General features: G+C 66.3%; 21 protein-coding genes, 1 tRNA gene and 1 pseudogene. 11 read left to right on the top strand and 12 right to left on the bottom strand.

Annotated features, from left to right (window positions below; genetic code table 11):
• Positions 1-2 precede the first annotated feature (2 nt).
• The 3 genes from U1839_RS04205 (at position 3) to U1839_RS04195 (ending at position 2,793) form a co-directional block, all read left to right on the top strand.
• Positions 3-1,091, top strand: a complete 1,089-nt coding sequence (locus U1839_RS04205) for a peptidoglycan DD-metalloendopeptidase family protein (protein WP_332802421.1) — start codon at positions 3-5, stop codon at positions 1,089-1,091.
• Between the two features lie 42 nt (positions 1,092-1,133).
• Positions 1,134-2,360: a tyrosine--tRNA ligase gene (tyrS, locus tag U1839_RS04200; protein WP_332802420.1), complete on the top strand. Its 1,227-nt coding sequence runs from the start codon at positions 1,134-1,136 to the stop codon at positions 2,358-2,360.
• A gap of 115 nt (positions 2,361-2,475) precedes the next feature.
• Positions 2,476-2,793, top strand: a complete 318-nt coding sequence (locus U1839_RS04195) for a PilZ domain-containing protein (protein ID WP_332802419.1) — start codon at positions 2,476-2,478, stop codon at positions 2,791-2,793.
• A 53-nt stretch (positions 2,794-2,846) separates the two neighbouring features.
• Here U1839_RS04195 and U1839_RS04190 read toward each other — a convergent pair whose 3' ends face one another.
• The gene (locus tag U1839_RS04190; RefSeq protein WP_332802418.1) at positions 2,847-3,233 is read right to left on the bottom strand and encodes a hypothetical protein; all 387 of its coding nucleotides are present in this window, start codon (positions 3,231-3,233) and stop codon (positions 2,847-2,849) included.
• A gap of 23 nt (positions 3,234-3,256) precedes the next feature.
• Positions 3,257-5,317 carry an ATP-dependent DNA helicase RecG gene (gene recG / locus U1839_RS04185; RefSeq protein WP_332802417.1) on the bottom strand — a complete coding sequence of 687 codons (2,061 nt, stop codon included), beginning with the start codon at positions 5,315-5,317 and terminating at the stop codon, positions 3,257-3,259.
• Between the two features lie 70 nt (positions 5,318-5,387).
• Between recG and U1839_RS04180 the strand changes: the two genes are divergently transcribed.
• Positions 5,388-5,654, top strand: a complete 267-nt coding sequence (locus U1839_RS04180; protein ID WP_332802416.1) for an FAD assembly factor SdhE — start codon at positions 5,388-5,390, stop codon at positions 5,652-5,654.
• 83 nt (positions 5,655-5,737) lie between these two features.
• Complete coding sequence (gene mfd, locus U1839_RS04175) at positions 5,738-9,193, top strand: transcription-repair coupling factor (protein WP_332802415.1); 3,456 nt, start codon at positions 5,738-5,740, stop codon at positions 9,191-9,193.
• Between the two features lie 3 nt (positions 9,194-9,196).
• Here mfd and U1839_RS04170 read toward each other — a convergent pair whose 3' ends face one another.
• Positions 9,197-9,571 carry a YybH family protein gene (locus U1839_RS04170; RefSeq protein WP_332802414.1) on the bottom strand — a complete coding sequence of 125 codons (375 nt, stop codon included), beginning with the start codon at positions 9,569-9,571 and terminating at the stop codon, positions 9,197-9,199.
• A 149-nt stretch (positions 9,572-9,720) separates the two neighbouring features.
• On the opposite strand from U1839_RS04170, the gene U1839_RS04165 reads away from it, so the two are divergent.
• A complete protein-coding gene (locus tag U1839_RS04165; protein WP_332802413.1) occupies positions 9,721-10,731 on the top strand; it encodes an acyltransferase family protein in 1,011 nt (336 codons plus the stop codon).
• 88 nt (positions 10,732-10,819) lie between these two features.
• On the opposite strand, the gene U1839_RS04160 is transcribed toward U1839_RS04165, so the two are convergent.
• A complete protein-coding gene (locus tag U1839_RS04160; RefSeq protein WP_332802412.1) occupies positions 10,820-12,805 on the bottom strand; it encodes a putative bifunctional diguanylate cyclase/phosphodiesterase in 1,986 nt (661 codons plus the stop codon).
• A gap of 94 nt (positions 12,806-12,899) precedes the next feature.
• On the opposite strand from U1839_RS04160, the gene moaA reads away from it, so the two are divergent.
• The 3 genes from moaA to U1839_RS04145 all read left to right on the top strand — a co-directional run bounded on the left by moaA (position 12,900) and on the right by U1839_RS04145 (position 14,814).
• Entirely contained in the window at positions 12,900-13,910 is a 1,011-nt protein-coding gene (gene moaA / locus U1839_RS04155) for a GTP 3',8-cyclase MoaA (RefSeq protein ID WP_332802411.1), read from the top strand.
• Complete coding sequence (locus U1839_RS04150) at positions 13,907-14,683, top strand: NAD kinase (protein WP_332802410.1); 777 nt, start codon at positions 13,907-13,909, stop codon at positions 14,681-14,683. The genes moaA and U1839_RS04150 overlap by 4 nt, the downstream gene beginning before the upstream one ends.
• 56 nt (positions 14,684-14,739) lie before the next feature.
• Positions 14,740-14,814 (top strand) — tRNA-Asn (locus U1839_RS04145).
• Between the two features lie 48 nt (positions 14,815-14,862).
• On the opposite strand, the pseudogene U1839_RS04140 reads toward U1839_RS04145, so the two are convergent.
• Both U1839_RS04140 and U1839_RS04135 read right to left on the bottom strand, forming a co-directional pair.
• A pseudogene (locus tag U1839_RS04140) lies at positions 14,863-16,294 on the bottom strand (aldehyde dehydrogenase family protein).
• 33 nt (positions 16,295-16,327) lie between these two features.
• The gene (locus U1839_RS04135) at positions 16,328-17,974 is read right to left on the bottom strand and encodes an acetolactate synthase large subunit (RefSeq protein ID WP_332802409.1); all 1,647 of its coding nucleotides are present in this window, start codon (positions 17,972-17,974) and stop codon (positions 16,328-16,330) included.
• Positions 17,975-18,336: 362 nt separating this feature from the next.
• Between U1839_RS04135 and U1839_RS04130 the strand changes: the two genes are divergently transcribed.
• On the top strand, positions 18,337-18,918 hold the full coding sequence (locus U1839_RS04130) for a CC0125/CC1285 family lipoprotein (protein ID WP_332802408.1): 582 nt from the start codon (positions 18,337-18,339) through the stop codon (positions 18,916-18,918).
• A 132-nt stretch (positions 18,919-19,050) separates the two neighbouring features.
• On the opposite strand, the gene secA is transcribed toward U1839_RS04130, so the two are convergent.
• The 4 genes from secA to U1839_RS04110 all read right to left on the bottom strand — a co-directional run bounded on the left by secA (position 19,051) and on the right by U1839_RS04110 (position 23,878).
• Positions 19,051-21,786, bottom strand: coding sequence for a preprotein translocase subunit SecA (gene secA, locus U1839_RS04125; RefSeq protein WP_332802407.1), 2,736 nt, complete (start codon positions 21,784-21,786; stop codon positions 19,051-19,053).
• A 100-nt stretch (positions 21,787-21,886) separates the two neighbouring features.
• Positions 21,887-22,150 (bottom strand): hypothetical protein, encoded by a 264-nt coding sequence (locus U1839_RS04120; protein ID WP_332802406.1) that lies wholly within the window; start codon positions 22,148-22,150, stop codon positions 21,887-21,889.
• 45 nt (positions 22,151-22,195) lie between these two features.
• The gene (locus U1839_RS04115) at positions 22,196-22,774 is read right to left on the bottom strand and encodes an energy transducer TonB (protein WP_332802405.1); all 579 of its coding nucleotides are present in this window, start codon (positions 22,772-22,774) and stop codon (positions 22,196-22,198) included.
• A 78-nt stretch (positions 22,775-22,852) separates the two neighbouring features.
• Positions 22,853-23,878, bottom strand: a complete 1,026-nt coding sequence (locus U1839_RS04110; protein ID WP_332802404.1) for an energy transducer TonB — start codon at positions 23,876-23,878, stop codon at positions 22,853-22,855.
• A gap of 42 nt (positions 23,879-23,920) precedes the next feature.
• Here U1839_RS04110 and argJ point away from each other — a divergent pair, with 42 nt between their 5' ends.
• Entirely contained in the window at positions 23,921-25,147 is a 1,227-nt protein-coding gene (argJ, locus tag U1839_RS04105) for a bifunctional glutamate N-acetyltransferase/amino-acid acetyltransferase ArgJ (RefSeq protein WP_332802403.1), read from the top strand.
• 74 nt (positions 25,148-25,221) lie between these two features.
• Here argJ and U1839_RS04100 read toward each other — a convergent pair whose 3' ends face one another.
• Positions 25,222-25,920 carry a hypothetical protein gene (locus U1839_RS04100; RefSeq protein WP_332802402.1) on the bottom strand — a complete coding sequence of 233 codons (699 nt, stop codon included), beginning with the start codon at positions 25,918-25,920 and terminating at the stop codon, positions 25,222-25,224.
• Between the two features lie 225 nt (positions 25,921-26,145).
• Positions 26,146-26,469, bottom strand: coding sequence for a thioredoxin (trxA, locus tag U1839_RS04095; protein ID WP_332802401.1), 324 nt, complete (start codon positions 26,467-26,469; stop codon positions 26,146-26,148).
• Positions 26,470-26,474 lie beyond the last annotated feature (5 nt).

Genomic DNA, 26,474 nt, shown 5'->3' with positions numbered 1-26,474 from the left:
AGATGCGACGCCTGTGCCTGCGGCCAAGCGCCGCGCTGATCGTCGCACTGCTCGCCGGAGGCTGCATTCCGCAGAATTCGCGTCCCGAGCCCTATTATCCGCAAGACAACCCGGCGCGCGATGACTCGTCGCAGGACCGTTACGAGCCCCGCCGCATCGACGAGGATGTCCGCACCGTGCCCGCCGCGCCGCCGCCGGCGTGGCAATCGCGTGCCGTAACCCCCGATGCGCGCGTCATCGCCGACTCGACCTATGTCGTGCGCCCCGGCGACACGCTGCGCCATGTCGCCGACATCACCGGCTCGGGCTCGGAGGCGATCGCCCGCGCCAATAACCTCATGCAGCCGTTCACGATCCGCGCCGGCGAACGCCTCGCGATTCCCGGCGGGCGCTATCACCTCGTTCGCGCCGGCGAGACGGGCATCGCCATCGCGCGCGCCTATGGCGTCGACTGGGGCAGGATCATCGCCGCCAACGAGCTAAGCGCGCCCTATGTGCTGCGCGTCGGCATGCGCGTGCTGATCCCCGGCGGCGCTGCTGCCAGCGGCACCGCCACCGCCGCCGAGCGCGCCGCCGCCTTCCGCCTCGACATCGACGACATCGTCACCGGCAGCCAGCCCGCGATCGCCGAGCACCAGCGCCCCGCCCGCCCCGCCCAGACCGCCAGCCAGCCCGTCTCGGCCTTCACCCCGGTCCAGGAGCCATCGAGCCTGCGCGGCGGTTTCGCCTGGCCGGTGCGCGGCCGCATCGTAGCGCGTTTCGGCCCCGGTGCGAGCGGCGAACGCTACAACGGCATCAAGATCGCGGTCCCCACCGGCACCCCGATCACCGCCGCCGCTGACGGCGTCGTCGCCTATGCCGGCAGCGAAATCTCCAATCTCGGCGGGCTCGTCATCATCAAGCATGGCGATGGCTGGACCAGCGTCTACGGCCATGCCAGCCAGCTGCTCGTCCAGCGCGGCCAGGCGGTCAAGCGCGGTCAGAAGATCGCGCTGTCGGGCGATTCGGGTTTCGCCGACCGCCCCGAGGTGCATTTCGAACTGCGCAAGGGACGACTGCCGGTCGATCCGCTGGTAGAGCTGCCGCGCTGAGGTAGCGCCGTCGCGCATCTCCGTGCTAAGCGCCCGCGCGCTATGACCGAACATAAATCCGACCTGCTCCGCCTGCTCAACAGCCGCGGCTACATCCACCAGCTGACCGACGCGGCCGGCCTCGACGCGCTCGCCGGCAAGCAGGTCATCCCAGCCTATATCGGTTTCGACCCGACCGCGCCGTCGCTGCATGTCGGCAGCCTCGTGCAGATCATGCTGCTGCGTCGGCTGCAACAGGCCGGCCACAAGCCGATCGTGCTGATGGGCGGCGGGACCGGCAAGATCGGCGATCCGAGCTTCAAGGACGAGGCGCGTAAGCTGCTCGACCATGATGGGCTCGCCACCAACGTCGCCTCGATCCGCCGCATCTTCGAACGCTTCCTCACCTTCGGCGATGGCCCGAGCGACGCGATGATGGTCGACAATGCCGAGTGGCTCGACGCGCTCGAATATATCCCCTTCCTGCGCGAGGTCGGCCAGCATTTCTCGGTCAACCGCATGCTCAGCTTCGACTCGGTCAAACTGCGGCTCGATCGTGAGCAGTCGCTCAGCTTCCTCGAATTCAACTACATGATCCTCCAGGCCTATGATTTCCTGGAGCTGTCGCGCCGCGCCGGCTGTCGGTTGCAGATGGGCGGGTCGGACCAATGGGGCAATATCGTCAACGGCATCGAGCTGGCGCGGCGGATGGATTCGACCGAGGTCTACGGGATCACCACGCCGCTGATCACCACGGCCGACGGCGGCAAGATGGGCAAGACCATGGCCGGCGCGGTGTGGCTCCACGAGGACCAGCTGCCGCATTTCGATTACTGGCAATTCTGGCGCAACACCGACGATCGCGACGTCGGCCGTTTCCTGCGCCTGTTCACCGATTTGCCGCTCGACGAGATCGCCCGGCTCGAGGCGCTCGAAGGCGCGGAAATCAACGAGGCCAAGAAGGTCCTCGCCAATGCCGCGACCGCGATGTGCCGTGGCGACGCAGCGGCAAGCGAGGCAGCGGAGACCGCGCGCCGCACCTTTGAGGAAGGCGCTGCCGGCGGCAGCCTGCCGACATTGGCGGTCGACGGCAGTATCGCCATCGTCGATGCGCTGGTCGGGCTCGGGCTGGTCGCCTCGAAGGGCGAGGCGCGCCGGCTGATCAAGGGCGGCGGCGCGCGCATCGGCGCGGAGAAGGTCACCGACGAGGCGCTGGTCATCACGGTCGGCGACCACCCGATCAGCGTTGCCGCCGGCAAGAAGCATCACGGCCTGCTGGTACGCGGCTGAATTATCTGACTCCCTTGGGAAAACCCAGCGCGGCAAGCACTTCTTAACGAGCTTTGTTGCGATCCGCTTTACATCCGCCGCGTAGCTTGGAGTACGCCAGTGAAGGGGCGACACCATGGGTTTGGCACAGGCGGCGATTACCGAAAACCGCGCGATTCCGCGCGACGAAGTCCACTACCGCGCCCGCGCCGCCGGGCCTGACATGCGGCCCGTGACGTTGCTCGTCGTCAACATGTCGGCGCTCGGTTTGATGGCGCGCTGCGAGGTGGAGTTCGCGGTCGGCGAGCGCCTGCGCGTGTCGTTGCCGGTGGTCGGCACGGTCGTCGCCGAGGTGCGTTGGTGGCTCGGCGGCCGCATGGGCTGCGAGCTGGAGCGCCCGATCCCGCTCGCCGCCTATTACGAACTGCTCGCTGCGCTGCTCAAGGTGCGCTGAGCAGCCGGGGTCTTCGGGAGACTCGACGACCCGGCTGCGTCACCTTCGTACCATTAGCAGGCCGGGTTGCAGGAATTGATCCTGCCTCTGTCCATCAATTGGTACGCATCGGCTTGGACAGCTTCATCTTCGCTTGGGGAATGCCGGCCTTCCCACTGGGCGCGTGTCTTGCAGATCTTGATGTATCGCGCGTAGCTCCCAGTAACGGCCTCCTTCTTGCAGACGATATCCTTCGGGTCGCGCGAGCCCGCAGAATTGGCAGGTGCCGACGTTTGCGCAAATGCTTCCGGAGGAAGCAAGAGCAAACTGAGTGTAAATATCAGAGAGCGCATCGAAATCTCCTGGAACAAGCAGGATTGTAGATCGCAGTTCGCGATACGTTGGTCAACAACCGTTCTTATCGAAGCAAGATTGGCTCTTGGCGCGACGAGGCGATGCATGCCGGTCGATTTCCTTCTTCTTGCTAACCGGACCGCAGCAACGCCACCCCCGCATCGCGCTCGAACAGATACAGCGCGATTCGCGCCGCCTGCCCCCGAGATCCCTGCAATCCGCCATCGCGGTCGATCAGCAACCGCGCATCGTCGGTCACGACCGGCAGCAATTCGACCAGCATCTCAGGCGTAGCGAGCCGGAATCCCGCTTCGCCCGATTGCCGCGTGCCGAGCAGTTCGCCCGCCCCGCGCAGCCGCAGATCTTCCTCGGCGATACGGAAGCCATCATTGGTCTCGCGCATCAGCGCCAGTCGCGCGCGCGACGTCTCGCCCAGCGCGCCGCCGCGGATCAACAGGCAGTTCGACTTGCCGCTGCCGCGCCCGACCCGCCCGCGCAACTGGTGCAGCTGGGCGAGGCCGAAGCGGTCGGCATGTTCGATCACGATCAGCGTCGCGTTGGGCACGTCGACCCCGACCTCGATCACCGTCGTCGCGACCAACACGCTGGTCTGCCCGGCCGCGAACGCCGTCATCACCGCGTCCTTTTCGGGTCCCTTCATCCGGCCATGGATCAGTGCGATCCGCGCGCCGAACCGCGCCTGCAGCGTCGCCGCGCGGGCCTCGGCCGCGGCGAGGTCGCTCTTCTCGCTCTCCTCGACCAGCGGGCACACCCAATAGGCCTGCCCGCCATCCGACATGTGCCGCGCCAGCGCATCGACCACCGCGTCGAGCCGGTCCTCGGAGATCACCCGCGTCTCGATCGGCTGGCGCCCCGGCGGCATCTCGTCGAGCCGGCTGACGTCCATCTCGCCATAATGCGCCAGCGTCAGCGTGCGCGGGATCGGCGTGGCGGTCATCGCCAGCAGGTGCGGCGGACGCTCGGCCTTGGCCTGCAGCATCATGCGCTGCGCCACGCCGAAGCGATGCTGCTCGTCGACGACCACCAACGCGAGATCCTTGTACGACACCGCATCCTGGAAGATCGCATGCGTGCCGATCAAGATGTCGATCGCACCCGACGCCAGCCCCATCAGCGTCGCCTCGCGTACCTTGCCCTTGTCGCGCCCGGTCAGCACGGCGATCTCGATCGGCAGGCCCGAGAGCTGGCGGCGTAGCGTGTCGTAATGCTGCCGAGCGAGGATCTCGGTCGGTGCCAGCAACGCGCCCTGCGCGCCGGCCTCGACCGCGATCAGCAGGGCCATCGCCGCGACCATCGTCTTGCCCGAACCGACATCGCCCTGCAGCAGCCGCAGCATTGGCTGCGATTGCGCGAGGTCGCCCTCGATCTCGCGCACCGTCCGCGCCTGCGCACCGGTCAGCTGATAGGGCAGTTGCCACTGGTCGCGCAGCCGTCCGGTGCCGACCAGCGCCCTGCCCCGTCGCCGGCGATTGTCCTGCCGCACCAGCATCAGCGCGAGCTGGTTGGCGAAGATCTCGTCATAGGCCAGCCGCTGCCGCGCGATCATGTCGGAAGGGTCGGCGTGGACCCGCGCCAGTGCCGCGCGCCACGCCGGCCAGGCGTCCTTGGCGAGCAGTCCCGGCTCGATCCATTCGGCGAGGTCGGGCGCGCGCTCCACCGCCTGCGCCACCAGCTGCCCCATGCGCCGCGACGTGATCCCGTCCGACAGCGGATAGATCGCCTCGCGCTCGGGCGAGGTGTCGACCTCGTCGAGCGGCAGCACATGGTCGGGATGCACGATCTGCAATTCCTGGCCGTACAGTTCGAGCTTGCCCGACACGCGGCGCGGCTCGCCCAGCGGCAGCAGCTTCATCGCCCAGCCGGGATGCCCGCCGAAATAGACCAGGCTGACATAATTGCCCGCCGCGTCGACCGCCTTGACGCGGCTCGGCCCGCGTCCATTGCCCGATCGATGCTCGACCGCGGTGAGCGTGATCGCGATCGTCCGCCCGGCATCGGCCATGTCGAGCTCCTCGCGCGGCACGCGGTCGATCCACCCGGTCGGCAGGTGAAAGGCGATATCGACCACGCGGTGCAGCCCGAGCTTGTCGAGCGGCTTGGCGAGCGCCGGGCCGATTCCCTTCAGGGCGGTGACCTCGGCGAACAATGGATTGAGGATATCGGGCCGCATGACTATGTGCCTCCTACCTGTAGCTGGCGGCTGCTCCAAGCACCGCCGGCCAATTGCGTTTGGAAATAATATGGATCGCGAGACCCGATTGAAGCGCCTTCGCTTCCGCGCCTGGCATCGCGGCACCAAGGAAGCCGATCTGCTGATCGGCGGCTTCTACGACGCGCACGCCGCCGGCTGGAACGACGACGAGATCACGCTGTTCGAGGGTCTGCTCGAGGAACAGGATGTCGACATCATGGCCTGGGCGATCGGCACCGAGCCTGTCCCTGCGCGTTGGCAAGGCACCATCATGGCCGCCCTGCACACGCTGAACTACGTCCCGATCGCCCGATAATTCTCCCTCTCCCTTAAGGGGGAGAGGGTCGGGGAGAGGGGTGGCCACGAACGCCGCGCTTTCCCCCAAAACCTTGGAACACCATGCCCGACCTGAAACGTATCCTCTCGGCCAAGACGCCCCTCACCCTCGCCGGCGTGCCGACGGGGTTCGAGCCATGGCTGCTCGCCGACCTGTCGCGCGCCGCACCGACCCGCGCGGTGTTCATCGCGCCTGACGAAGCCGCGATGCGCGCCATCGCGGCGACCGCGCCGATGTTCGCGCCCGAACTCGAGGTGCTCACCTTCCCCGCCTGGGACTGCCTGCCCTATGACCGCGCCTCGCCGACGTTGCAGGTCATGGCCGAACGCATGGCGACGCTCCACCGGCTCCAGCAGCCGGTCAAGGGCCCGCAGCTGCTCGTCACCACCGCCAATGCGGCGATGCAGCGGACGCTTACGCCGTTCCGCATCCGCCAGCTCGTCGCGCGCCTTGCACCGGGCGAGCGCATCGGGCGGGACCGGCTCGCCGAACAACTCCAGGCCAATGGCTATGTGCGCAGCGAGACGGTCGCCGATGCCGGCGAGTTCGCCGTGCGCGGCGGCCTTGTCGATCTGTTCCCGAGCGGGGAGAGCCAGGCGCTGCGGCTCGACTTCTTCGGCGACGAGATCGAGAGCGTCCGCACCTTCGACCCCGCCGACCAACGCACCACCGGCCGGGTCGACGGCTTCACGCTGCTCCCGGCCTCGGAAATGCTGCTCGACGAGGAGAGCATCAAGCGCTTCCGCAGCCGCTACCGCGAACGCTTCGGTGCCACCGCGACCGGCGATCCACTCTACCAGGCGATCTCCGACGGTCGTCGCCTCGCCGGCATGGAGCATTGGCTCCCGCTGCTCGAGGACAAACTCTCGACGCTGTTCGAGCATCTCGGCGACGGTGCGGTCGTGGTGCGCGATGCGGGCGTCGTCGCGGCGGCGGAGCAGCGCTTCGAGGCAATCACCGACTATCACGCCAACCGCGTCCGCGCCCAGTCGAGCGACCCGGGCAGCTATCGTCCGCTCCCGGCGGATTCGCTCTACCTCAAGCCCGACGATTTCAACGCGCGGCTCGAATCCGCACCGGCGCATCGCACCACGCCGTTCCACGAACCCGAAAGCGCCGTGGTGCTCGACTTCGCGGTCGACGGCCCGCGCGATTTCGCGCCCGAGCGCGCCGGCGGGGTCAACATCTACGAGGCGGTGGTCGAGCATCTCGACAAGCTGCGCCGCGACGGCCGCAAGCCGGTGCTGGCGAGCTATTCGACCGGTGCGCGCGAACGCCTGACCGGGCTGCTCAAGGATCACGGCCTGACCGGCGCGCGCCATGCCGACAGCTGGCAGGAGGCGCTTGGCGCTGCGGCCAGCTCGGTCGCGCTGATCGTGCTGCCGCTCGACCATGGCTTCACCACGCCCGACGTCGCGTTGCTGACCGAGCAGGATATGCTCGGCGACCGGCTCGTGCGCCGGCAGAAGCGCCGCAAGTCCGCCGACGCCTTCCTCGCCGAACTCGCCGCGCTGACCCCGGGCGACCTCGTCGTCCATGTCGACCACGGCATCGGGCGCTATGAGGGGCTGACGCAGATCCCGGTGCAGAAGGCGCCGCATGACTGCGTCGCGCTGAGCTATGCCGGCGGCGACAAACTCTACGTACCGGTCGAGAATCTCGAAGTCCTGTCGCGCTACGGCTCCGATTCAGAAGGCGCGAGCCTCGACAAGCTCGGCGGCGAGGCGTGGCAGCGCCGCAAGTCGCGGATGAAGGAACGCATCCGCGAGATCGCCGGTGAGCTCATCGCCACCGCGGCCGAACGCGCGTTGCGCCCGGCCGATGTGATGGAGCGCGACAGCAGCGGCTATCCCAGCTTCGTCGATCGCTTCCCCTATGAGGAAACCGACGACCAGGATCGCGCGATCAACGAGACGCTCGACGATCTCTCGGCCGGCAAGCCGATGGACCGGCTGATCGTCGGCGATGTCGGCTTCGGCAAGACCGAGATCGCGCTCCGCGCCGCCTTCGTCGCGGCAATGGCCGGGCATCAGGTCGCCGTGGTGTGTCCCACCACCCTGCTCGCACGTCAGCATTTCCAGAATTTCGTCGCGCGCTTCGAAGGTTTCCCGATCAATATCGGCCGGCTGTCCCGTCTGGTCACGGCCTCGGAGGCCAAGGCGACCAAGGAGGGCCTTGCGGCGGGGACGATCGATGTCGTCATCGGCACGCATGCGATCCTGTCCAAGGGAATCGCGTTCAAACGGCTCGGCCTGGTCGTGGTCGATGAGGAACAGCGTTTCGGCGTCACCCACAAGGAGCTGCTCAAGGCGCTCAAGCTGGACGTCCATGTCCTAACCCTCACCGCCACGCCGATTCCGCGCACGCTGCAGATGGCGATGTCGGGGCTGCGCGAACTGTCGGTGATCCAGACCCCGCCGGTCGATCGTCTCGCGGTGCGCACCTACATCATGCCATGGGATCCGGTCGTGCTGCGCGAGGCGCTGCTGCGCGAACATTATCGCGGCGGGCAGAGCTTCTTCGTCACGCCACGCGTCAAGGACCTGCCCGACATTGAGGAATTCCTCCGCGAGCATGTGCCGGAGGTTCGTTACGTCGTCGCGCACGGCCAGATGGCGGCGAGCCAGGTTGAGGAACGCATGTCGGCCTTTTACGACAAGAAGTTCGAGGTGCTGGTCTCGACCACCATTGTCGAGAGCGGGCTCGACATCCCCAGCGCCAACACGATGATCATCCACCGCGCCGACCGTTTCGGCCTCGCCCAGCTCTATCAGCTGCGCGGGCGTGTCGGGCGCTCGAAGACGCGCGCCTATGCCTATCTCACCACCGCCGCCGACCGCATCCTGACCGAGACCGCCGAGAAGCGCCTCAAGGTGTTGAGCGACCTCGACACGCTCGGCGCGGGCTTTCAGCTCGCCAGCCACGACCTCGACCAGCGCGGCGCCGGCAATCTGCTCGGCGACGAGCAGTCGGGCCATATCAAGGAGGTCGGCTACGAACTCTACCAGTCGATGCTCGAAGAGGCGATCCTCGACGCGCGCGCCAGCGGCGCGGCAATCCGGCCACGCGACTTCTCGCCGCAGATCACCGTCGACGCGCCGATCCTCATCCCGGAGGAATATGTCCCCGACCTCGACCTGCGCATGGGCCTGTATCGTCGCCTCAACGATATCGACGACAAGGACGGTCTGGAAAGCTTCGCCGCCGAGATGATCGACCGCTTCGGCCCGCTGCCCGACCCGACCGACAATCTCATCCGCCTCATCGAGATCAAGCTCGACGCCAAGAAGGCGTGCGTGTCGAAGATCGATGTCGGCCCGCGCGGCGCGGTTGTCTCGTTCCACGACGACAATCCGCCCAACATCGCCGGTTTGCTGGCCTGGATCGAACGGCTCGGCGGCGTCGCCAGGCTGCGTCCCGACAACAAGCTCGTCGTATCGCGCGCCTGGGGCGACCCCAAGGCACGGCTCAACGGCGCGTTGCAGCTGGCGAAAGGGCTGGCGCGCGCGGCGGGATGAGCCTCAGCTGCTATGGTCGGCGATGATGTGCCAGCCCCGACGTTCGCGCGCGAACACCAGGGTCGTCGGTCCGCTCGCGGTCTTGCCGTCCGGGTAGGTCAGGAGATACCGCGCGATATACAGCGCATGGGCCGGGCCGAGTTGCCGGAAGTCCAGCGTCGTGAAGGTCAGCGTGCCGCGCTTGGCCGGGTCGGAAAAATCGTAGCGCTCGCGGTAGCGCGCGATCATCGCCGGCTTGCCGCGGATCAGCCCGTCCTTGACGACGAAACTCGTCTCGGGCGCGGCGGAATAGATCGCCATGAAGCGCTCGACATTGCCGGCGTTCCAGCCGGCGGCGCTATCGGCCATCGCCTGCTCGACGGCGTGTTGCGCGCTCACGGGTATATCGCGCCTCGCCATCGCCGGTGCGCCGATTAGGACAAGCAATATCGCCAGGATGATCGGTCGCATTGTCATTCCCCCTTTGTCATTGGACAAGCCGAGGGACGCTACGTAGCACGCGGTCGGGCGGAGGCATCAAGCGGATCATGGCACGGACGCGGGCAGCGGGACATTTCACCGATCTCGACGGCATGCGCGGCGTGCTCGCGGTCACGGTGATGTTGTTTCATCTCGGCCTCAACGCGCTGGTCGCGCGGCTGACCCATGGCTTCGTGCCGATCGGGCTGTGGACGCTGTGCGTCGACTTCTTTTTCATTCTCAGCGGCTTCGTGCTCTATCTGTCGCTGCAACGCCGTCGCCCGGACCTGAAGCGCTATTTCATCAAGCGGCTGCGCCGCCTCGCGCCGATGTTCTGGATCGGCACGCTGGCAATGCTGCTGCTGCTCGCTGTCAACGCGCCGCTCAGGGTCATCATCGCCAACGCGCTGATCGTGCAGTCGATTTTCAAGGGTCTCGTCCCCCGACTCAGCTTCACGTCACTCGATCACCCCGGTTGGAGCGTCCCGTTCGAGTTGTTCCTCCCCGCGCTGGCCTTGCCCTTGCTCCCGACCATGGCCCGAACCAATCGTCGTACCGCGACGGCCCTCGTCGTCGTCCTTCTCGGCCTTGCCGCCATCTTCACCTTTGCCCTGGCGCTGCGTCACGATGTCGCACTGGCGCGCGCGGCGTTCGGTCTGGGACTCGGCGCCGCGCTCGCGCGCTTCTGGCAGCTTCGCCCTGCCGACGAGGCCCGGACCACGCTGTTCCTTTCCTTGTTCGTGTTGGTCTTCGCGATCATGGCGCTGGCCGGCCGCATTCCCGCGCTGGCCGCGCTCTTCCCGCTGGCGTCGATCGGCTGCGTGTATTTCGGGGCGCGGACGCGGACCTTCCTGTCGACTCGACCTTTCCAGGCGATCGGCCGCTGGTCCTATTCGATCTACCTGCTGCACGTGCCGATCCTGACACTGGTCGGCCACACGCTCGGCAGCGTCGCCGGCAGCGCGTGGCTCAAATTGCTCGTCGTCGTGACGACGATCGGCCTCGCCGCGCTGATGTACCGCTTCGTCGAGGAACCCCTGATGGGCGGCCCCGAACGGCCGGCCGAAACGGCACCCTGAGCAACTGACAAAATGCGCGCAACGTTCGTCCGCCTGCGCCTCGGCAAAATGCCGATCCGTGCTGGAGAATTATGTCAGCTATCCTCGCTCAGCGCTGCCACATCGCCAGCAGCGTTTCCAGCGCGCCGGCAGCGATCGCGCCCGAGCAGAGATAGCCCTGGTAGATCTGGCAGCCTTCCTTGGCGAGCAGGTCGAGCTGCTCGGCGGTCTCGACGCCTTCGGCAATCACCGTCAGGCCGAGCGAGCGCGCCATCTCGATCACGCCGCGCACCACGACCCGGTCGCGCGCCGTCCCGGTAATGTCCTGGGCGAGCTTCTTGTCGATCTTGAGATAATCGAGCGGCAGCGCCTTGAGATAGGCGAGGCTCGAATAACCCGTGCCGAAATCGTCGATCGCGACCCGGCACCCCGCACCGCGCAGCGTCGCGAGCAAGGCAGCGGCGTTGCCGAGGTCGTCGATCAACCCGCTCTCGGTGATTTCCAGCGTCAGCCGATTGCGCGGGAAACCGCTGGCATCGACCCGGTCGAGGAACAGGTCGGCGAAACCGGGCCGCGCAATGTCGGCGGCGGTCAGGTTGAGCGAGAGCCGCAGTCGCGACAACGCCGCCGGCCACAAGGCGGCGCGCTCCAGCGTGATCCGCTGTATATGGTCGGACAGCCCAATGTCGAGGTCGGCGCGCGCGGCGGCGGCGAACAGCATGTCGGCGCCGATCGTGCCGTGCTCGCCATGCTCCCACCGCGCCAGCGCCTCGACGCCAAGGATCGCGCCGGTCGGGACCGAGACCTGCGGCTGGAACAGGATGTCGATCTCGCCGCGGTCGATCGCGCGGTGCAGCTCGACCGACAGCCGGTCGATCGCCGCCTCGCCGTCGCCCTGTTCGGCGACGCGCATCGTTGCACTGTCCGAATCCCGCGCATCGGCCAGCGCTTCGCTCGCGCGGCGCAGCAGCCCGGCGGTATCGTCACCCGGCATCGCCTCGGCAAGGCCGATGCGGCAGCCGAGCACGGCGATAGATTCGCCGATGACGAACGGCCGCGCCAACTCGCCCGCCACCCGCTCGGCCAGCAAGTCGACCCGCGCCCGCTCGGCCACCGCGGTGACGAGGAAGGACGAGCCACCGAAACGCGCGACACGCGTCTGCTTGCCGAGCAGATCGGCCGTCACCTCGCCGATGCGGCCGATCGCGGCGCGCAGCAACCGGTCGCCGGCGGAGCGGCCATAGGCGGTGTTGACGACATCGAAGCGGTTGAGCGCGATCATCATCGCGAACAGCGGTACATCCCCGGGCGCTGCGATCTGCCGGCTGATCCAGCGCCGCGCCGCGGCCGCATCGCGACCGTCGCCGAGCACGTCGTTGAGCTGGTGACGCGGCAGCGGCACCTCGCCGAGCAGTTCGATCAGCGCGTCGATTCGCCCCGTCTCGGGGTCGATCTGCAGGTGCTGGACGACCCGCCCATGCGCGGCGCTGTCATGCGCGAATGCCGTGGCCGGCTTGTGCTTCGACAGGCGGCGCAGTGCCGTCAGAACAGCGCTGCGCTCGGTTTTCTCGATGCGCCGTACCAACGGCGCCGCACCGACGAGCTCGTCGAGGTCGAGCATTTCGGCCAGCGCGGGTGTCAGGCTGACCTTGCCGGCGGCCTGCTCGAAGCGCCAGCCGAGCTCGCGCGCCGGAGCGGCGGGGCGCCATTCGCCGGCCAGCCGCTCGGCGTGGCGTGCGGCGAAACGCAGCATCTGGACGAACTCGGTCTCGCTCGACGGGCTGGCGAGGAAATGCGTCGCGCCGGCCTCGTGAAACTCCGCGAGCGCGGCGACGTCACCGCGCGACACCAGCACCAGCAAGGCACCGCCATTGGCCTCGATCGTATCGGCGAGCAGGCGTGTCGCGGCGAGCCCCTCGGCGAGTGCGCCGCGCGCATCGATGACCGCGACCGCCGCGCCGCTCGACAGAAAACGCCGTTCCGCACCTTCCGCGCGCCGCGCCGCGACGACGTGCCAGCCGGCCCCGCCGGCCAGCGCGGCCAGCTCGTCGCGCTGGCGAAAGGACAGGATGAAGAGCGAAGCCGGCGCGGTCACGCGGCTGTTCTTACACCGTTACGGTTACCAAGCCATGCCGGCGTTTCTCCGCAATCCCCTTGTTAGCGCCCGCGCAAAGCCCTAGCTCCACAGCATGGCCAGCACCCCTGCCCCGATTGCCCCTGCCCTGATCGATCGCCATGGGCGCACGATCAGCTATCTGCGGATCTCGGTGACCGACCGCTGCGACCTGCGTTGCCGCTATTGCATGGCCGAGACCATGACCTTCCTGCCGCGCGACAAGCTGCTCAGCCTCGAGGAGATCGCGATCATCGCCGAGCGCTTCATCGCGCGCGGCATCCGCAAGATCCGGCTGACCGGCGGCGAGCCGCTGGTGCGCCGCGACGTCGCGGAACTGGCACACCGGCTCGGCCGCCACGTCGGAAGCGGGCTCGACGAACTGACCATGACGACCAACGCGACGCGCCTGGCCCAGCACGCCGAGGCTTTGGTCGATGCCGGGATGGGCCGCATCAACGTCAGCCTCGACAGTCGCGACCCCGACCGTTTCCGCCATATCACCCGGCACGGCGACGTGACGCAGGTGCTGGCCGGGATCGACGCTGGCGCGCGCGCCGGGCTCGCGATCAAGATCAACATGGTCGCGCTCAAGGGGCTCAACGAGGACGAGATCGCGCCGATGCTCGCCTGGTGCGTCGAGCGCGGCTTCGACCTGACGCTGATCGAGACGATGCCGCTGGGCGTGATCGACGAGGATCGCGTCGATCGCTTCCTGCCGCTGACCGCCGTGATGGACGATTTGCAGCAACGCTTCACGCTGACCCGGGACAGTCACCGCTCGGGTGGTCCGGCACGCTATTGGCGCGTCGAGGGTACGACGACCAAGCTCGGCCTGATCTCGCCGCTGACCGCCAATTTTTGCGACACCTGCAACCGGGTCCGGCTGACGACCGAGGGAATCCTGTTCACCTGCCTCGGTCATGACGACAAGGTCGATCTCAAGGCGGCACTGCGGGACGGCGGCGTGGCGGCGCTCGATGCGGCGCTCGACGCGGCGATGCTAACCAAGCCGGCGCGACACGAATTCGACATCGCCGCCGCTGCTCCGGCGGTCGCGCGCCACATGAGCGTCACCGGCGGATGAGCTACGAGCGCTGGGCGCTGGTCGCCTCGCCGACGCCGCCGGCACAGGCCGCCATGCGCGAGTTGCACGACAGCTATGACTGGGTGGACGTCGCCGACGCCGACCTGATCGTCGCGCTGGGTGGCGATGGCTTCATGCTGCAGACGCTCCACGCCATGCTCGAACGGCGCCAGCCGCTCGTCCCGGTGTTCGGCATGAATCTCGGCACAGTCGGCTTTTTGATGAACGACTGGCAGCGCCACGGCCTGGTCGAGCGGCTGGCGCGAATCAAGCCGTTCCGGGTGACGCCGCTCGGCATGATTGCCGAGACGATCGACGGTGAGACCTTCGCCCTGCCCGCGATCAACGAGGTCTCGTTGCTGCGCGAAACGCGCCAGACCGCCAAGTTCGAGGTGACGATCAACGACCGCGTCGTGCTGCCCGAACTGGTATGCGACGGCATCCTCGTCGCCACGCCGGCCGGTTCGACCGCCTATAATTTTTCGGCCCAGGGCCCGATCCTGCCGCTCGGATCGGCATTGCTCGCGCTGACCCCGATCAGCCCGTTCCGCCCGAGGCGCTGGCGCGGCGCGATCCTGCCCGACAAGACCCGCATCGGGCTGCGCGTGCTCGAGGCCGCCAAGCGGCCCGTCAGCGCGGTCGCCGACCAGCGCGAAGTGCGCGACGTCGCCCGCGTCGACATCATGATCGATCGCGCGCGCGAGCTGACCCTGCTGTTCGACCCGGATCATGCGCTCGACGATCGCATCACGATGGAGCAATTTATCGCGTGACGGCGAGGGTTGCATCTGAAATTTCGGAAGCTATAGAGCGCCTCTGCCTAGCGCATTCCCTGATAGCTCAGCGGTAGAGCTCTCGACTGTTAATCGAGCGGCCGTAGGTTCGAATCCTACTCAGGGAGCCAGGCATTTCAGCCTCATCGACATTGGCAGCGCGGTCGGAACAGGCTGCCTCAGCGCCGCCGGATGACGAGATTCCTGATTTCCGTCATGTCCTCCATGGCGAAGCGGACGCCTTCGCGGCCAAGCCCCGAATCCTTCACCCCGCCATAAGGCATGTTGTCGACGCGGTAGCTCGGCACGTCGTTGATCACGACGCCGCCGACCTCGAGCCGGTCCCACGCATCGAACATCTTGAACAGGTCACGCGTGAACACGCCGGCCTGCAGCCCGAACTTGCTGTCATTGACCTCGTCGAGTGCGTCCTCGAATCGCTCGAAACGCGACAGGATCGCCAGCGGACCAAAGGCCTCCTCGCGATAGGCGTCGGCGTCGCGGTCGACATTTTCGAGCAGGGTCGCCTCGAGCATCGCGCCCTCGCGCTTGCCGCCGCACAAAACGCGCGCCACGCGCGATGGCCTGCTGGATCCAGCCGTCGAGCCGGCTGGCCTCGCCTTCCGAGATCATCGGGCCGATGAAGGTCGCGCGATCCTTGGGGTCGCCTGCCTTCAGCGTCCGCGTGCGCTCCACCAGCATGTCGCGGAAGCGATCATATACCTGTGCGTGGATGATGATGCGCTGCACCCCGATGCAACTCTGCCCCGACTGGTAGAAGGCGCCGAAGATGACACGGTCGAGCGCATCGTCGAGATCGGCATCGGCATCGATGATCACCGCCGCGTTGCCGCCGAGTTCGAGCACGAGCTTCTTCTTGCCGGCACGCGCCTTGAGATCCCAGCCGACCGCGGGCGAGCCGGTGAAGCTCAGCAATTTCAGGCGCTCGTCGGTGGTGAAGAGATCGGCGCCCTCGCGGTGCGCCGGCAGGATCGAGAAGGCGCCTTCGGGCAGATCGGTTTCCGCCAGCACCTCGCCCATCAGGATCGCCCCCAGCGGCGTACGGCTGGCCGGCTTCATGACGAACGGGCAACCGACCGCAAGCGCCGGCGCAATCTTGTGCGCGGCGAGGTTGAGCGGGAAATTGAACGGCGAGATGAAGCTGCACGGGCCGATCGGCACGCGCTTCCACATCCCCTGATAACCGCGGGCACGCGGCGAAATGTCGAGTGGCTGGACCTCGCCGGTCATCCGCACGCTTTCCTCGGCGGCGATGCGAAAGGTATCGATCAGCCGGGTAACCTCGCCTTCGGAATCCTTGATCGGCTTGCCGGCCTCGACGCACAGCGCATAGGCCAGTTCGTCGAAACGCTCGCGGAAACGATCGACGCAATGCTGCAGCACCGCCTGGCGCTCATAGGATGCGAGCCGCGCCATCGGCCCGGCGGCGCGCACCGCCCCGGCGATCGCGGCGTCGATCGTCGCCGCGTCGGCCTGGGCGACGCGGAACGCCACCTCGCCGGTGAACTTGTCGGTCACCGCCAGATCGGCGTTGGACTGCACCGCCTTGTTGTTGAGGTAGAGCGGATATTGTTGCTGCAACTGGACCATGCGCCCGGCTCCTCGTCTACGCCGCTGCCCGGGTTAAACCGCCGCGCTCAACTGTTTTATCTCGTGATTCAGGATGCGGTCATTCTCGCTGTAATCGACCGGACAGTCGATCAGATGCACACCGGGCGTGGCAAGCGTATGACGCAGCAGATCGCGCAAATGTTCCGCATTCTCGACCCGATGGCCGAAGGCGCCATAGGCTTCGGCATATTTGACGAAATCGGGGTTGCCATAGGTGAGGCCGAAATCGGCAAAGCCCATATTGGCCTGTTTCCAGCGGATCATGCCGTAGCTGCCGTCGTTGAGGATCAGCACGGTAAGGTTGAGCCCGAGCCGAACCGCCGTCTCCGTTTCCTGGCTGTTCATCATGAACCCGCCATCGCCGCAAATCGCCATGACCTTGCGGCCGGGATAGACCATCGCCGAGGCCATCGCCGAAGGCAGCCCAGCCCCCATCGTCGCCAGCGCATTGTCGAGCAGCACGGTATTCTGCTGTCGCGCCGGGTAGTTACGCGCGAACCAGATCTTGTAGACGCCATTGTCGAGCGCGATGATGCCATCCGCCGGCATCACCTCACGGACGATCCGTACGAGATAGGGCGGCGCGATCGGAAAACGCTGATCACCGTCAAGCGACGCGGTGTGCGCAACCTCGGCGGCGCGCGCGCGACCCATCGCCTCGAACGACCAGCTTGGCGACGGGACGATATCTTCCTTCATCTGCCAGATCGCATTGGCGATATCGCCGATCACCTCGATCTGCGGAAAATAGACCGGATCGATCTCAGCCGAGCGGTTGGAAACATGGATCACCGCCGCCGATCCGGGCTTCATGAAAAAGGGCGGCTTTTCGATGACGTCGTGTCCGATATTGACAATCATGTCGGCACTCTCGATCGCGCGGTGGACGAAGTCGCCGGCGGAAAGCGCCGCGCAGCCGAGGAATTTGGGATGGGTCTCGTCGATCACGCCCTTGCCGAGCTGCGTCGTCACGAAAGGAATGCCGGTCTTTTCAACGAACTGCAGCAGCATGCGCCCGGTGAGTTTGCGGTTGGCGCCTGCCCCGAGCACCAGGATCGGCGAGCGCGCCGCCTCGAGCCGTTTGACCGCGGCGCGGACCGCCTTGACGTCGGCTGATGGCCGGCGCGCGAGGCTGGGCACGAAGGGCTGGCTGTCGGTCTGTTCCTCGGCAATGTCCTCGGGAAATTCGAGGTGCGTCGCCCCGGGCTTTTCCTCTTCGGCAAGGCGGGAGGATTCGCGCACGCGGCTGGGGATGTTGTCGGCGCTGGCCAGTTGATGGGTATATTTGGTGATCGGACCCATCATCGCCACGACGTCGAGGATCTGGAAGCGGCCCTGCTTTGATTTCTTGATCGGCTTCTGCCCGGTGATCATCAGGATCGGCATGCCGCCGAGCGTGGCATAGGCGGCAGCCGTCACCAGATTCGTCGCCCCCGGCCCGAGCGTCGCGAGACAGACGCCGGTCTTGCCGGTGTGGCGGCCATAGGTTGCCGCCATGAAGCCGGCGCCCTGTTCGTGCCGGGTCAGGATCAGCCTGATCTTCGAGCGCGAGAGACTGTCGAGAAAGTCGAGATTTTCCTCGCCGGGCACGCCGAAGATATATTCGACACCTTCCGCCTCGAGGCATCGCACAAAGAGATCCGACGCTTTCACAGTCAATCCTCCGTCATCACAGCAGCTTGCCGAAAACTGGTGCCCGCCTCGCCGGGTCAGCCGACAGACGAGCAGAAAGCGCGCGGTAAATATAGTGGGGCTGGGCAAAGCAGCGTCGTGCGCGCGATCGCAGCGAGAACGAACAATGCCGATCGCCGCCTATCCAGGTCGTCCGATGTTCATGATCGGCGCCACTAATGCCACCCTTGCGCCGGGGGGCTGGCTGGTCCGGGCGCAGACCCCTCCTCACAATGCCCGATTGCGTGGAGAAAGAATGACATCGGGAGCGATTCCGTTCATCCTGCGTTCCACTAGCCATCGCTACAACGAGGCGGTTCGCCGCACGGGTCGCACGGAGACTGAGAACAATGTCCACGAAATCGAAACGCATCATCCTGCTCGGCGCCTTGGCATCGGGCGCGCTGCTGGTCGCGGGCTGCGCGACCGAGACGGCCTATCGACCGGCGACCGGCACCGGGTTCGCGCGGGTCGGCTATAGCGATCATCAGATCGAGCCCGACCGCTTCGAGGTTACGTTCAGCGGCAACAGCTACACGTCACGCGACACGGTCGAGAAATATCTGCTGTACCGCGCTGCCGAACTGACGGTGCAGCAGGGCGGCGACTATTTCATCATGGCCGATCGCAACACCGATCACAGCTCGCGCAGCTACACCACACCGAGCTTTGGCGGCCCTTATGGCGGCTGGGGCGGCTATTGGGGGCCGAGCTGGCGCTATTTCGGCCGCGGCTATGGCTGGCGCAGCTGGGACCCGTTCTTCGGCGATCCCTTCTGGGATCGTAACGTCGATATCCAGACGGTCGACAAATATGAGGCCAGCGCCGAGATCATCATCGGCCGCGGCCCCAAGCCCAAGGACAATGTCCGCGCGTTCGACGCCCATGCGGTGATCGACCATATCGGCCCGTCGATCGTGCTGCCGAAGTAATACTAGGTCCACTGGCTCAAGCCCCTCCCCTTCAGGGGAGGGGTTGGGGTGGGGCTTATCCCAGAGCGCTTCGTTTGCGGCACGGCCCCACCCCCAACCCCTCCCCTGAAGAGGAGGGGCTAAGGGAACCAGTCAGATCGCCCCGTGGCAGTGCTTGTACTTGCGCCCGGAGCCGCAGGGGCATGGCGCGTTGCGGCTGACCTTGCCTTCCCATTCCTCCGGATTCGATCCGAAATCCGAGCCGTCGGGCTGCGGGATCGACAGCGGTGGCAGCCGCGTGGTCACCAGCCCGAGCGAACCGCCGTCGATATCGTTGCTGTCATCGTCGCCGGTGAAAGGATCGAAATGCTGGGTGATGAAGGCCGGCAGTTCGGGCAGTGACGGCGGCGGCTCGAGCTGGAAGCGGGCATGCGCGATGGTCCGCGTGACATCGACCCGGATCGCCTCGAGCATACGCTGGAACAGCGCAAAGGCTTCCTGCTTATACTCGTTGATCGGCGTCTTCTGCGCATAGGCGCGCAGATGGACCACCTGGCGCAGCGCATCGAGCGTCGCGAGATGCTCCTTCCAGTGATGGTCGAGATTTTGCAGCAGGATCGACTTCTCGACCTGGATCCAAGTCTCGGGTTCGAGCTGCGCAGCCTTTTCGACAATCGCCGCGTCGGCCAGCGCGCGGACGCGCGTTTCGACCAGCTCGGGGTCGATCGCTTCTTCCTTGAGCCAATCGTCGATCGGCGCCTCGATCGCGAGCGTATCGAGCAGCGCGGCCTTCATGCCCTCGACATTCCACTGCTCGGGATAGGAATTGGGCGGGCAGGCATCACCGACGATCGCGTTGACGGTCTCGGCGCGCATGTCCTCGACCACCTCGCCGACCGTGTCGGCGTCCATGATGTCCGAACGCTGCTCGTAGATGACCTTGCGCTGGTCGTTCATCACGTCGTCATATTCGACGACCTGCTTGCGGATGTCGTAGTTGCGCGCCTCGACCTTCTTCTGCGCGGTCTCGATCGCCTTCGAGAGCCATTTGGAGCCGATCGCCTCGCCATCTCCGATGTTGGAGCGCATCATCTTGGCGAACATCGTGTCCGGCCCGAAGATGCGCAGCAGATCGTCGTCGAGGCAGAGATAGAATCGGCTCAGACCGGGGTCGCCCTGGCGGCCCGAGCGACCGCGCAGCTGGTTGTCGATGCGGCGGCTCTCATGGCGCTCGGTGCCGAGCACGAACAGACCGCCGGCGGCGAGCACTTCCTGGCGCTCGGCCTCGACCTCGGCCTTGATGCGGGCGATCGCCGCGTCGCGCTCCGGGCCTTCCGGCATGGCAGAGAGCTCGTCATTGACGCGAAACTCGACATTGCCGCCGAGCTGAATGTCGGTACCGCGGCCGGCCATGTTGGTGGCGATCGTCACCACGCCCTTGCGCCCGGCCTGCGCGACGATGTGCGCCTCGCGCTCATGCTGGCGCGCGTTGAGCACCTCGTGCGGGACCTTTTCCTGATGCAGGAATTCGCTGAGCAGCTCGGATTTCTCGATCGAGACGGTACCGACCAGCACGGGCTGGCCCTGCTCGGCATGGACCTTGATCTTCTTGGCGATCGCCGCGAACTTGTCCTGCGTCGACTTGTAGAACTCGTCCTCCTCGTCAACGCGCTTCACCGGCACGTTAGTCGGGATGGTGACGACGTTCATCTTGTAGATGTCGTAGAATTCGGCTGCCTCGGTCGCCGCGGTGCCGGTCATGCCCGACAGCTTGGGATACATGCGGAAATAATTCTGGAAGGTGATCGAGGCCATGGTCTGGTTCTCGGCCTCGATCTCGACGCCTTCCTTGGCCTCGACCGCCTGGTGAAGGCCTTCCGACCAGCGCCGGCCGTCCATCATGCGGCCGGTGAATTCGTCGATGATGATGACCTTGCCGTCCTTGACGATATAGTCGGTGTCGAGCTTGAACATCACATTGGCGCGCAGCGCCTGGTTGAGGTGATGCACCACCTGCGTGTTCTCGAAATCGTACAGGTTCGCGCCCTGCAGCAGCCCGGCGGCCTCGAGCATGCGCTCGACCTTCTCGGTGCCGTCCTCGGTCAGGACGATCGACTTCTGCTTCTCGTCCTTGTCGTAATCCTCGGGCGCGAGCTGCTTCACGACGATGTCGACGCTGCGATAGAGGTCGGACTTGTCGTCGGTCGGGCCGGAAATGATCAGCGGCGTGCGCGCCTCGTCGACCAGGATCGAATCGACTTCGTCGACGATCGCGAAATTGAACGGGCGCTGGACCATCGAGGCGCGCTCATATTTCATGTTGTCGCGCAGATAATCGAAGCCGAACTCGTTGTTCGTGCCGTAGGTGATGTCCGAATGATAGGCGTCGCGGCGCTGCTGGTCGGACAGGTTGGGCACGATCACGCCGACGGTCAGCCCGAGAAAGCGGTAGACCTGGCCCATCCAGCCGGCATCGCGCGCGGCGAGATAATCGTTGACGGTGACGACGTGCACCCCGGTGCCCGGCAGTGCGTTGAGATAGGTGGCGAGCGTCGCGACGAGCGTCTTGCCCTCGCCGGTGCGCATCTCGGCGATTTCGCCGCGGTGGAGCACGATGCCGCCGATCATCTGCACGTCGTAATGGCGTTGCCCCAACGTGCGCTTGGCCGCCTCGCGCACCGTGGCGAAGGCCTCAGGCAGCAGGTCGTCGAGCCCGGCGCCATTGGCGAGGCGTTCGCGGAACACCGCCGTCTGGTTGGACAGATCGGCATCGCTCATCGCCGAAACGATGGGTTCGAAACCGTTGATCTTGTTCACCAAACCGCTGAGCGACTTGACGTAGCGTTCGTTGGACGAACCGAACAGGGTCTTGGCAAGGCCGCCGAGCATGGGGAATTCCTAAGTCATGGGGGATCGGCGCCCCCAGTCATGGGTCGGCACCACAGAGAATGCGAAACGGATTTGCGGCCGCAGCCGCGAGACCCTGCGGCTAGACGCGCAGGCGGCTCACATAAAGCGGCACGGCAGCCACGATCGCGAAGGCGGTCGTCATAACGACATCGCGGTGGGCCGACAGGGCGGTGTAGCCAGCCATCGGCCGCAGCGTGGCCTTCACGGCAGCCGCGGGTACAACCTTGTGCACCACGCTGCTTGCGACCACAGCCTGGCCGGGTCGCAGATCAGCCGCGCGCGCACCGGTAATGACGCCGGTCATCGCGCTGAAGAACGCAGTCAGGAGAAGGATCAGTTCCATCGCTGCGCGCGATGTAGTGCGTCGGGTGCGGCGCGTCCAGCCGCGCTATTGGCCGGGCGGCAGAAGATCGCTCGCGCCGACGAAGATGCTGACGCGGACCTCCGCCAGATTCGCGCCCTGCGCAACGAGCGCGTCGACCAGCGCGCGGCACGTGCCGGGCACCAGGTGGCGCGCCGCACCGTCCACGACCGTCGCGCACACCGGCGCCGCGGGCGTTCCGCCGAAGGTGATGACTTTCTGCGCCGCCGGACTGTCGTCGACCGGCAATACCCAGCGGACCGCGAGATTGTAGCTGCCCGTTGTCGGTCGACCGCGCGAATCGAGCGCTGGCGTGAAATGAATCTTGGCCATGGCGATCGCGCAGGTCGCGGTATCGAGCGACGCCGAACCGCTCGATGTGGCCGTCGTGCAGCCGGTCGGCGTGCCGCCGGCATCGACCGCGACGGACGCGATGACGCGTCCCTGTTGGCCCGCGCGCAGCGCTTCGGGCGGATAGGCGTCGGGGCCGAAATAGCTGCCGGCGTTGCCGACGACGTGCGGCGGCGAGGCCTTGTCGCTTGCCAAAGCGCTCGCCGGCACGATCGCCAGCGCCAGCATCAACCCAAATTGCCCACGAATTCCCATTGCGATCACCTTGCTAGCTCCGCACAACCCTTATCACCGGCGCCGGCTTTGTCATCCGCTGAGCGTGGTGTTCGATACTCAGCGCACACGGTAAGCGCCGCGCCTTGCGCGATGAGCGCCCTTACGCACCGGTGCCGCGGCAACCGCCGGCGCCGGTGTCGTGCTGAAGGAGAAGAGAACGGTCGCCGCGCCTTTTTCTGCCGTCGTAACAGACGTGTATCGATCGAACCTGTTATCGCAGATCGGCGCCGAAGCGAATGCCCCCGCCTGCTCGACCACCTCGCACGCGGTAACAATGCCATCCCTGGCGATGCTTAAATGGAATCGTCCGATCCCGATAACGCTGCGGCCGACATGCTTGTGCTCCTCTCGAAACGGCGCGTCGCCATCGAATGTCACCGCCAGCTGCATCCACAAGATCGTACGCTTGCCGCCGCTCGTCGCGACCACCCGTTTGCCGATCGCCGACTCGTTCCGCATCTCGGCGCAAAAATCCCCGTCGAAACTGCCGGAGCCCGCCCCAATAGCAGTCGTCGTACAAGATATGACCGTACCCGAGGCGCTCAATTCCGCGCGCGTCACCCGGGAGAATGCGGTGCGCGGCGTAGGGTCCGGCTCCGGCAATACCCAGCGCACCGGCAACAAATAGCTGCTGGCCAGTGGGTTGTTTTGGGCATCATGGGCGGGCACGAAATGCAGCCGCGCCCGCGCAATGCGGCATGTCGCCGTGTCGAGTTCGACAGAACCGCTGCTTGCTTCGACATGACACGCCGATGGACTACCATGCTCGTCGACCAGCACCCGCGCGACGGTGCGGCCCTGCTCGCCGGCACGGACCGCGGCAGGCGGATAGGCATTTTCGCCGAAATACTCGCCCGGATTGCCGATTATCTTCGGGCGCGTTGCATCTTGCGGCAGCGGCGCCGGCCATACGACCCCGGGCTCGGGCAAGCGGAGCGGTACGGGAACGGGAACCCTCGGCAGCGCGGGGACGACGGGCACCCCGATATGCGGTAACGACCAGCGCGGCAGGTCGACGGCACCCGCGACGGCCGGGATCATTGCCAGCATCGCCGTCACCGCATATCTGCCGCGCACGTTCATCAGCTTCCCCCTTTTCCGGTCCCCATATCACGGACGCCGACCATGTCATCCGCCACGTCACCCCTCGCTTTGCCCTTTCCCGATGCGCCGCCGGTCGCTGGCGTCGTGCCCCGCGTCGCGCGCGCGCGTTACAAGAGGTGGGATCGCTGCGACCTGACCTTCGTCGCGTTCGACCCGGGCACGGCGGTCGCGGGCGTGCTGACGCAGAGCAAGTGCCCTTCGCCCGAAGTCGAATGGTGCCGCAAGGCGCTGGTACTGGGTGAGGCGCGGGCGCTGGTGGTCAATGCCGGCAATTCGAACGCCTTTACCGGCCATCGCGGGCGCGCTGCGGTCGAGGCGATTGCGGCGCGGACCGCCGCGCATCTCGGTTGCCAACCGTCCGACGTGTTCGTCGCGTCGACCGGGGTAATCGGCGTGCCGTTGCCGATCGCCAAGGCCGAGGCCGGGCTCGATGCCGCCTTCGCCGCCGCGCCGTGTGGCTGGCAGGATGCCGCGACGACGATCGGCACGACCGACACCTATGCCAAAGGCGCGGTCGCCAGAGCGGTGGTCGACGGCCGGACGGTCACGCTGGTCGGGATCATCAAGGGGTCGGGCATGATCATGCCCGACATGGCGACGATGCTCGGCTTCATCTTCACCGATGCCGCCGCAACCCCCGGCTTCCTGCAAGCGGCGCTGTCGGCGGCGAATGTGAAGAGCTTCTCGTGCATTACGGTCGACAGCGACACCTCGACCAGCGACACCGTGCTGGCTTTCGCGACGGGCAAGGCGGGCAATGCGCCGCTAAGCGGTGACGACAGCGACGGTGCCGATGCCTTTCGCGCCGCACTCGCCGATCTGTGCCACCAGCTCGCCATGCTTGTCGTACGCGACGGCGAAGGCGCGCAGAAGCTGATCGAGATCCAGGTGACGGGCGCGGACAGCGACGCCAGCGCGCACCGCGTCGCCATGTCGGTGGCGAACTCGCCGCTGGTCAAGACCGCGATCGCCGGCGGCGATGCCAATTGGGGTCGCGTCGTGATGGCGGTCGGCAAGGCTGGCGAGCCGGCCGAGCGCGACAGGCTGGCGATCCGCTTCGGCGATACGCAGGTCGCCGAGGGCGGGCTGGCGGTCGAGGGTTATGACGAGGCACCGGTTGCGGCGCATCTGGCGGGACGTGAAATCGAGATCGGCGTCGATCTGGGCCTGGGATCAGGCCGCGCGACCGTGTGGACGTGCGACCTGACCCATGGCTATATCTCGATCAACGCCGATTATCGCAGTTAGCGCTTCTTCGGCTTGCGCAATTCTAGCGAAGAACCGAGGCAGCGTTGCCCGAAGCACCGCCGCCCCCGGCAAAATCATTCCATCCGCTTGCTGTAGCAAAGCTCGAGTGCTTTCTTCTGCTTGCGCGCGTCGGCCACGGTCGCGGCCTGCGCCTTGCACTTGCCGATCGGCGTGTTCAGCGCCGCAGCGGCCATGGCGGCATGACCGTCATAGGAGGGGTCGAGACGGCCGTCGGCGCCGAACTGCACGCTCTGAACGGTTTGCGAGAGCAGCTCGCGGCCGGTCGGCACCCTGGCACGCTTGCCGGTAATGAAGCCCGCAAAAACGCCGACAGCAATGATGCCGACACCCGTCGCGATCGTATTGCCTTCACCCTCCTGACGATAATCGCCGGAGACGGGGATTGCCTGACCGTTGAGCGTTATGCTTCGCACCGAGAATTCGAGCTTGCCGGACTTCCCGAACGCACCCTTGCCCGTGCGCCAGGTAACTTCACCCTCTGCCGGCGTGCCGCGCGGAATGACGACCGTTTCGCCGACCCGAACGTCGTTCAGCACCGTTAGCGGGAAAGTGTCGCCCGCATTTTGCGTGCTGCTGTTCACTTCGCGGGTAACGACGAGCGTGATCGGGGTTCCGGCGCTGAGCGTCAGCGGGCCGGCCACCGCGGCTACGGGTGCCGGCGTGGCGGCGGCTTGCCCGGTCGCAACCGACTGTGCCGACAAGGATGTGGATACGAGCGCGGCCATGGCCGCGCCGGCGATGAACTTCTTCATTTAGGCTCCCCCCAGTGGCCGCGGCAGGTGCGCAGCGGCCGCGAGAAGGTTAGCCAAGAATAAGGAAACACGCAATATTTTAACTACAAGCAAGCGCGATTGTGCAGACTGCAAAATCCACGAGCATCATGCTCTTCGGCAATTTGCGGGGCATGGCCGCGCGAGCCTGGCCGGTCGGCAGACAATTGCGCTCTCGGCGCGCTGCAGCGCCGAGAGCGCGCGTGATCAGACGAGTTCGCCTTCGAGCCACGCCTTGAGGCGGCCCTTGGGCTCGGCACCGACCTTGGTCGCGGCGGGCGCGCCGTCCTTGAACAGGATCATCGTCGGAATGCCGCGCACGCCGTAACGGCCGGGTGCATCGGGATTCTCGTCGATGTTGAGCTTGACGATCGTCACCTGCTCTCCGAGTTCGTCGGAAATCTCCTCGAGGCTCGGGCCGATCATCTTGCACGGGCCGCACCATTCGGCCCAGAAATCGACCAGCACGGGCTTGTCGGCGCTGATCACGTCGGCGTGAAAGCTGGCATCGGTAACTTGTTTGGTAGCCATGGGGG

Source organism: Parasphingomonas halimpatiens (genome assembly GCF_036663795.1).
Taxonomy (GTDB): domain Bacteria; phylum Pseudomonadota; class Alphaproteobacteria; order Sphingomonadales; family Sphingomonadaceae; genus Sphingomonas.
The sequence above is the reverse complement of the archived record's forward strand: the minus strand, read 5'-3'. Positions and strand labels throughout refer to the sequence as shown.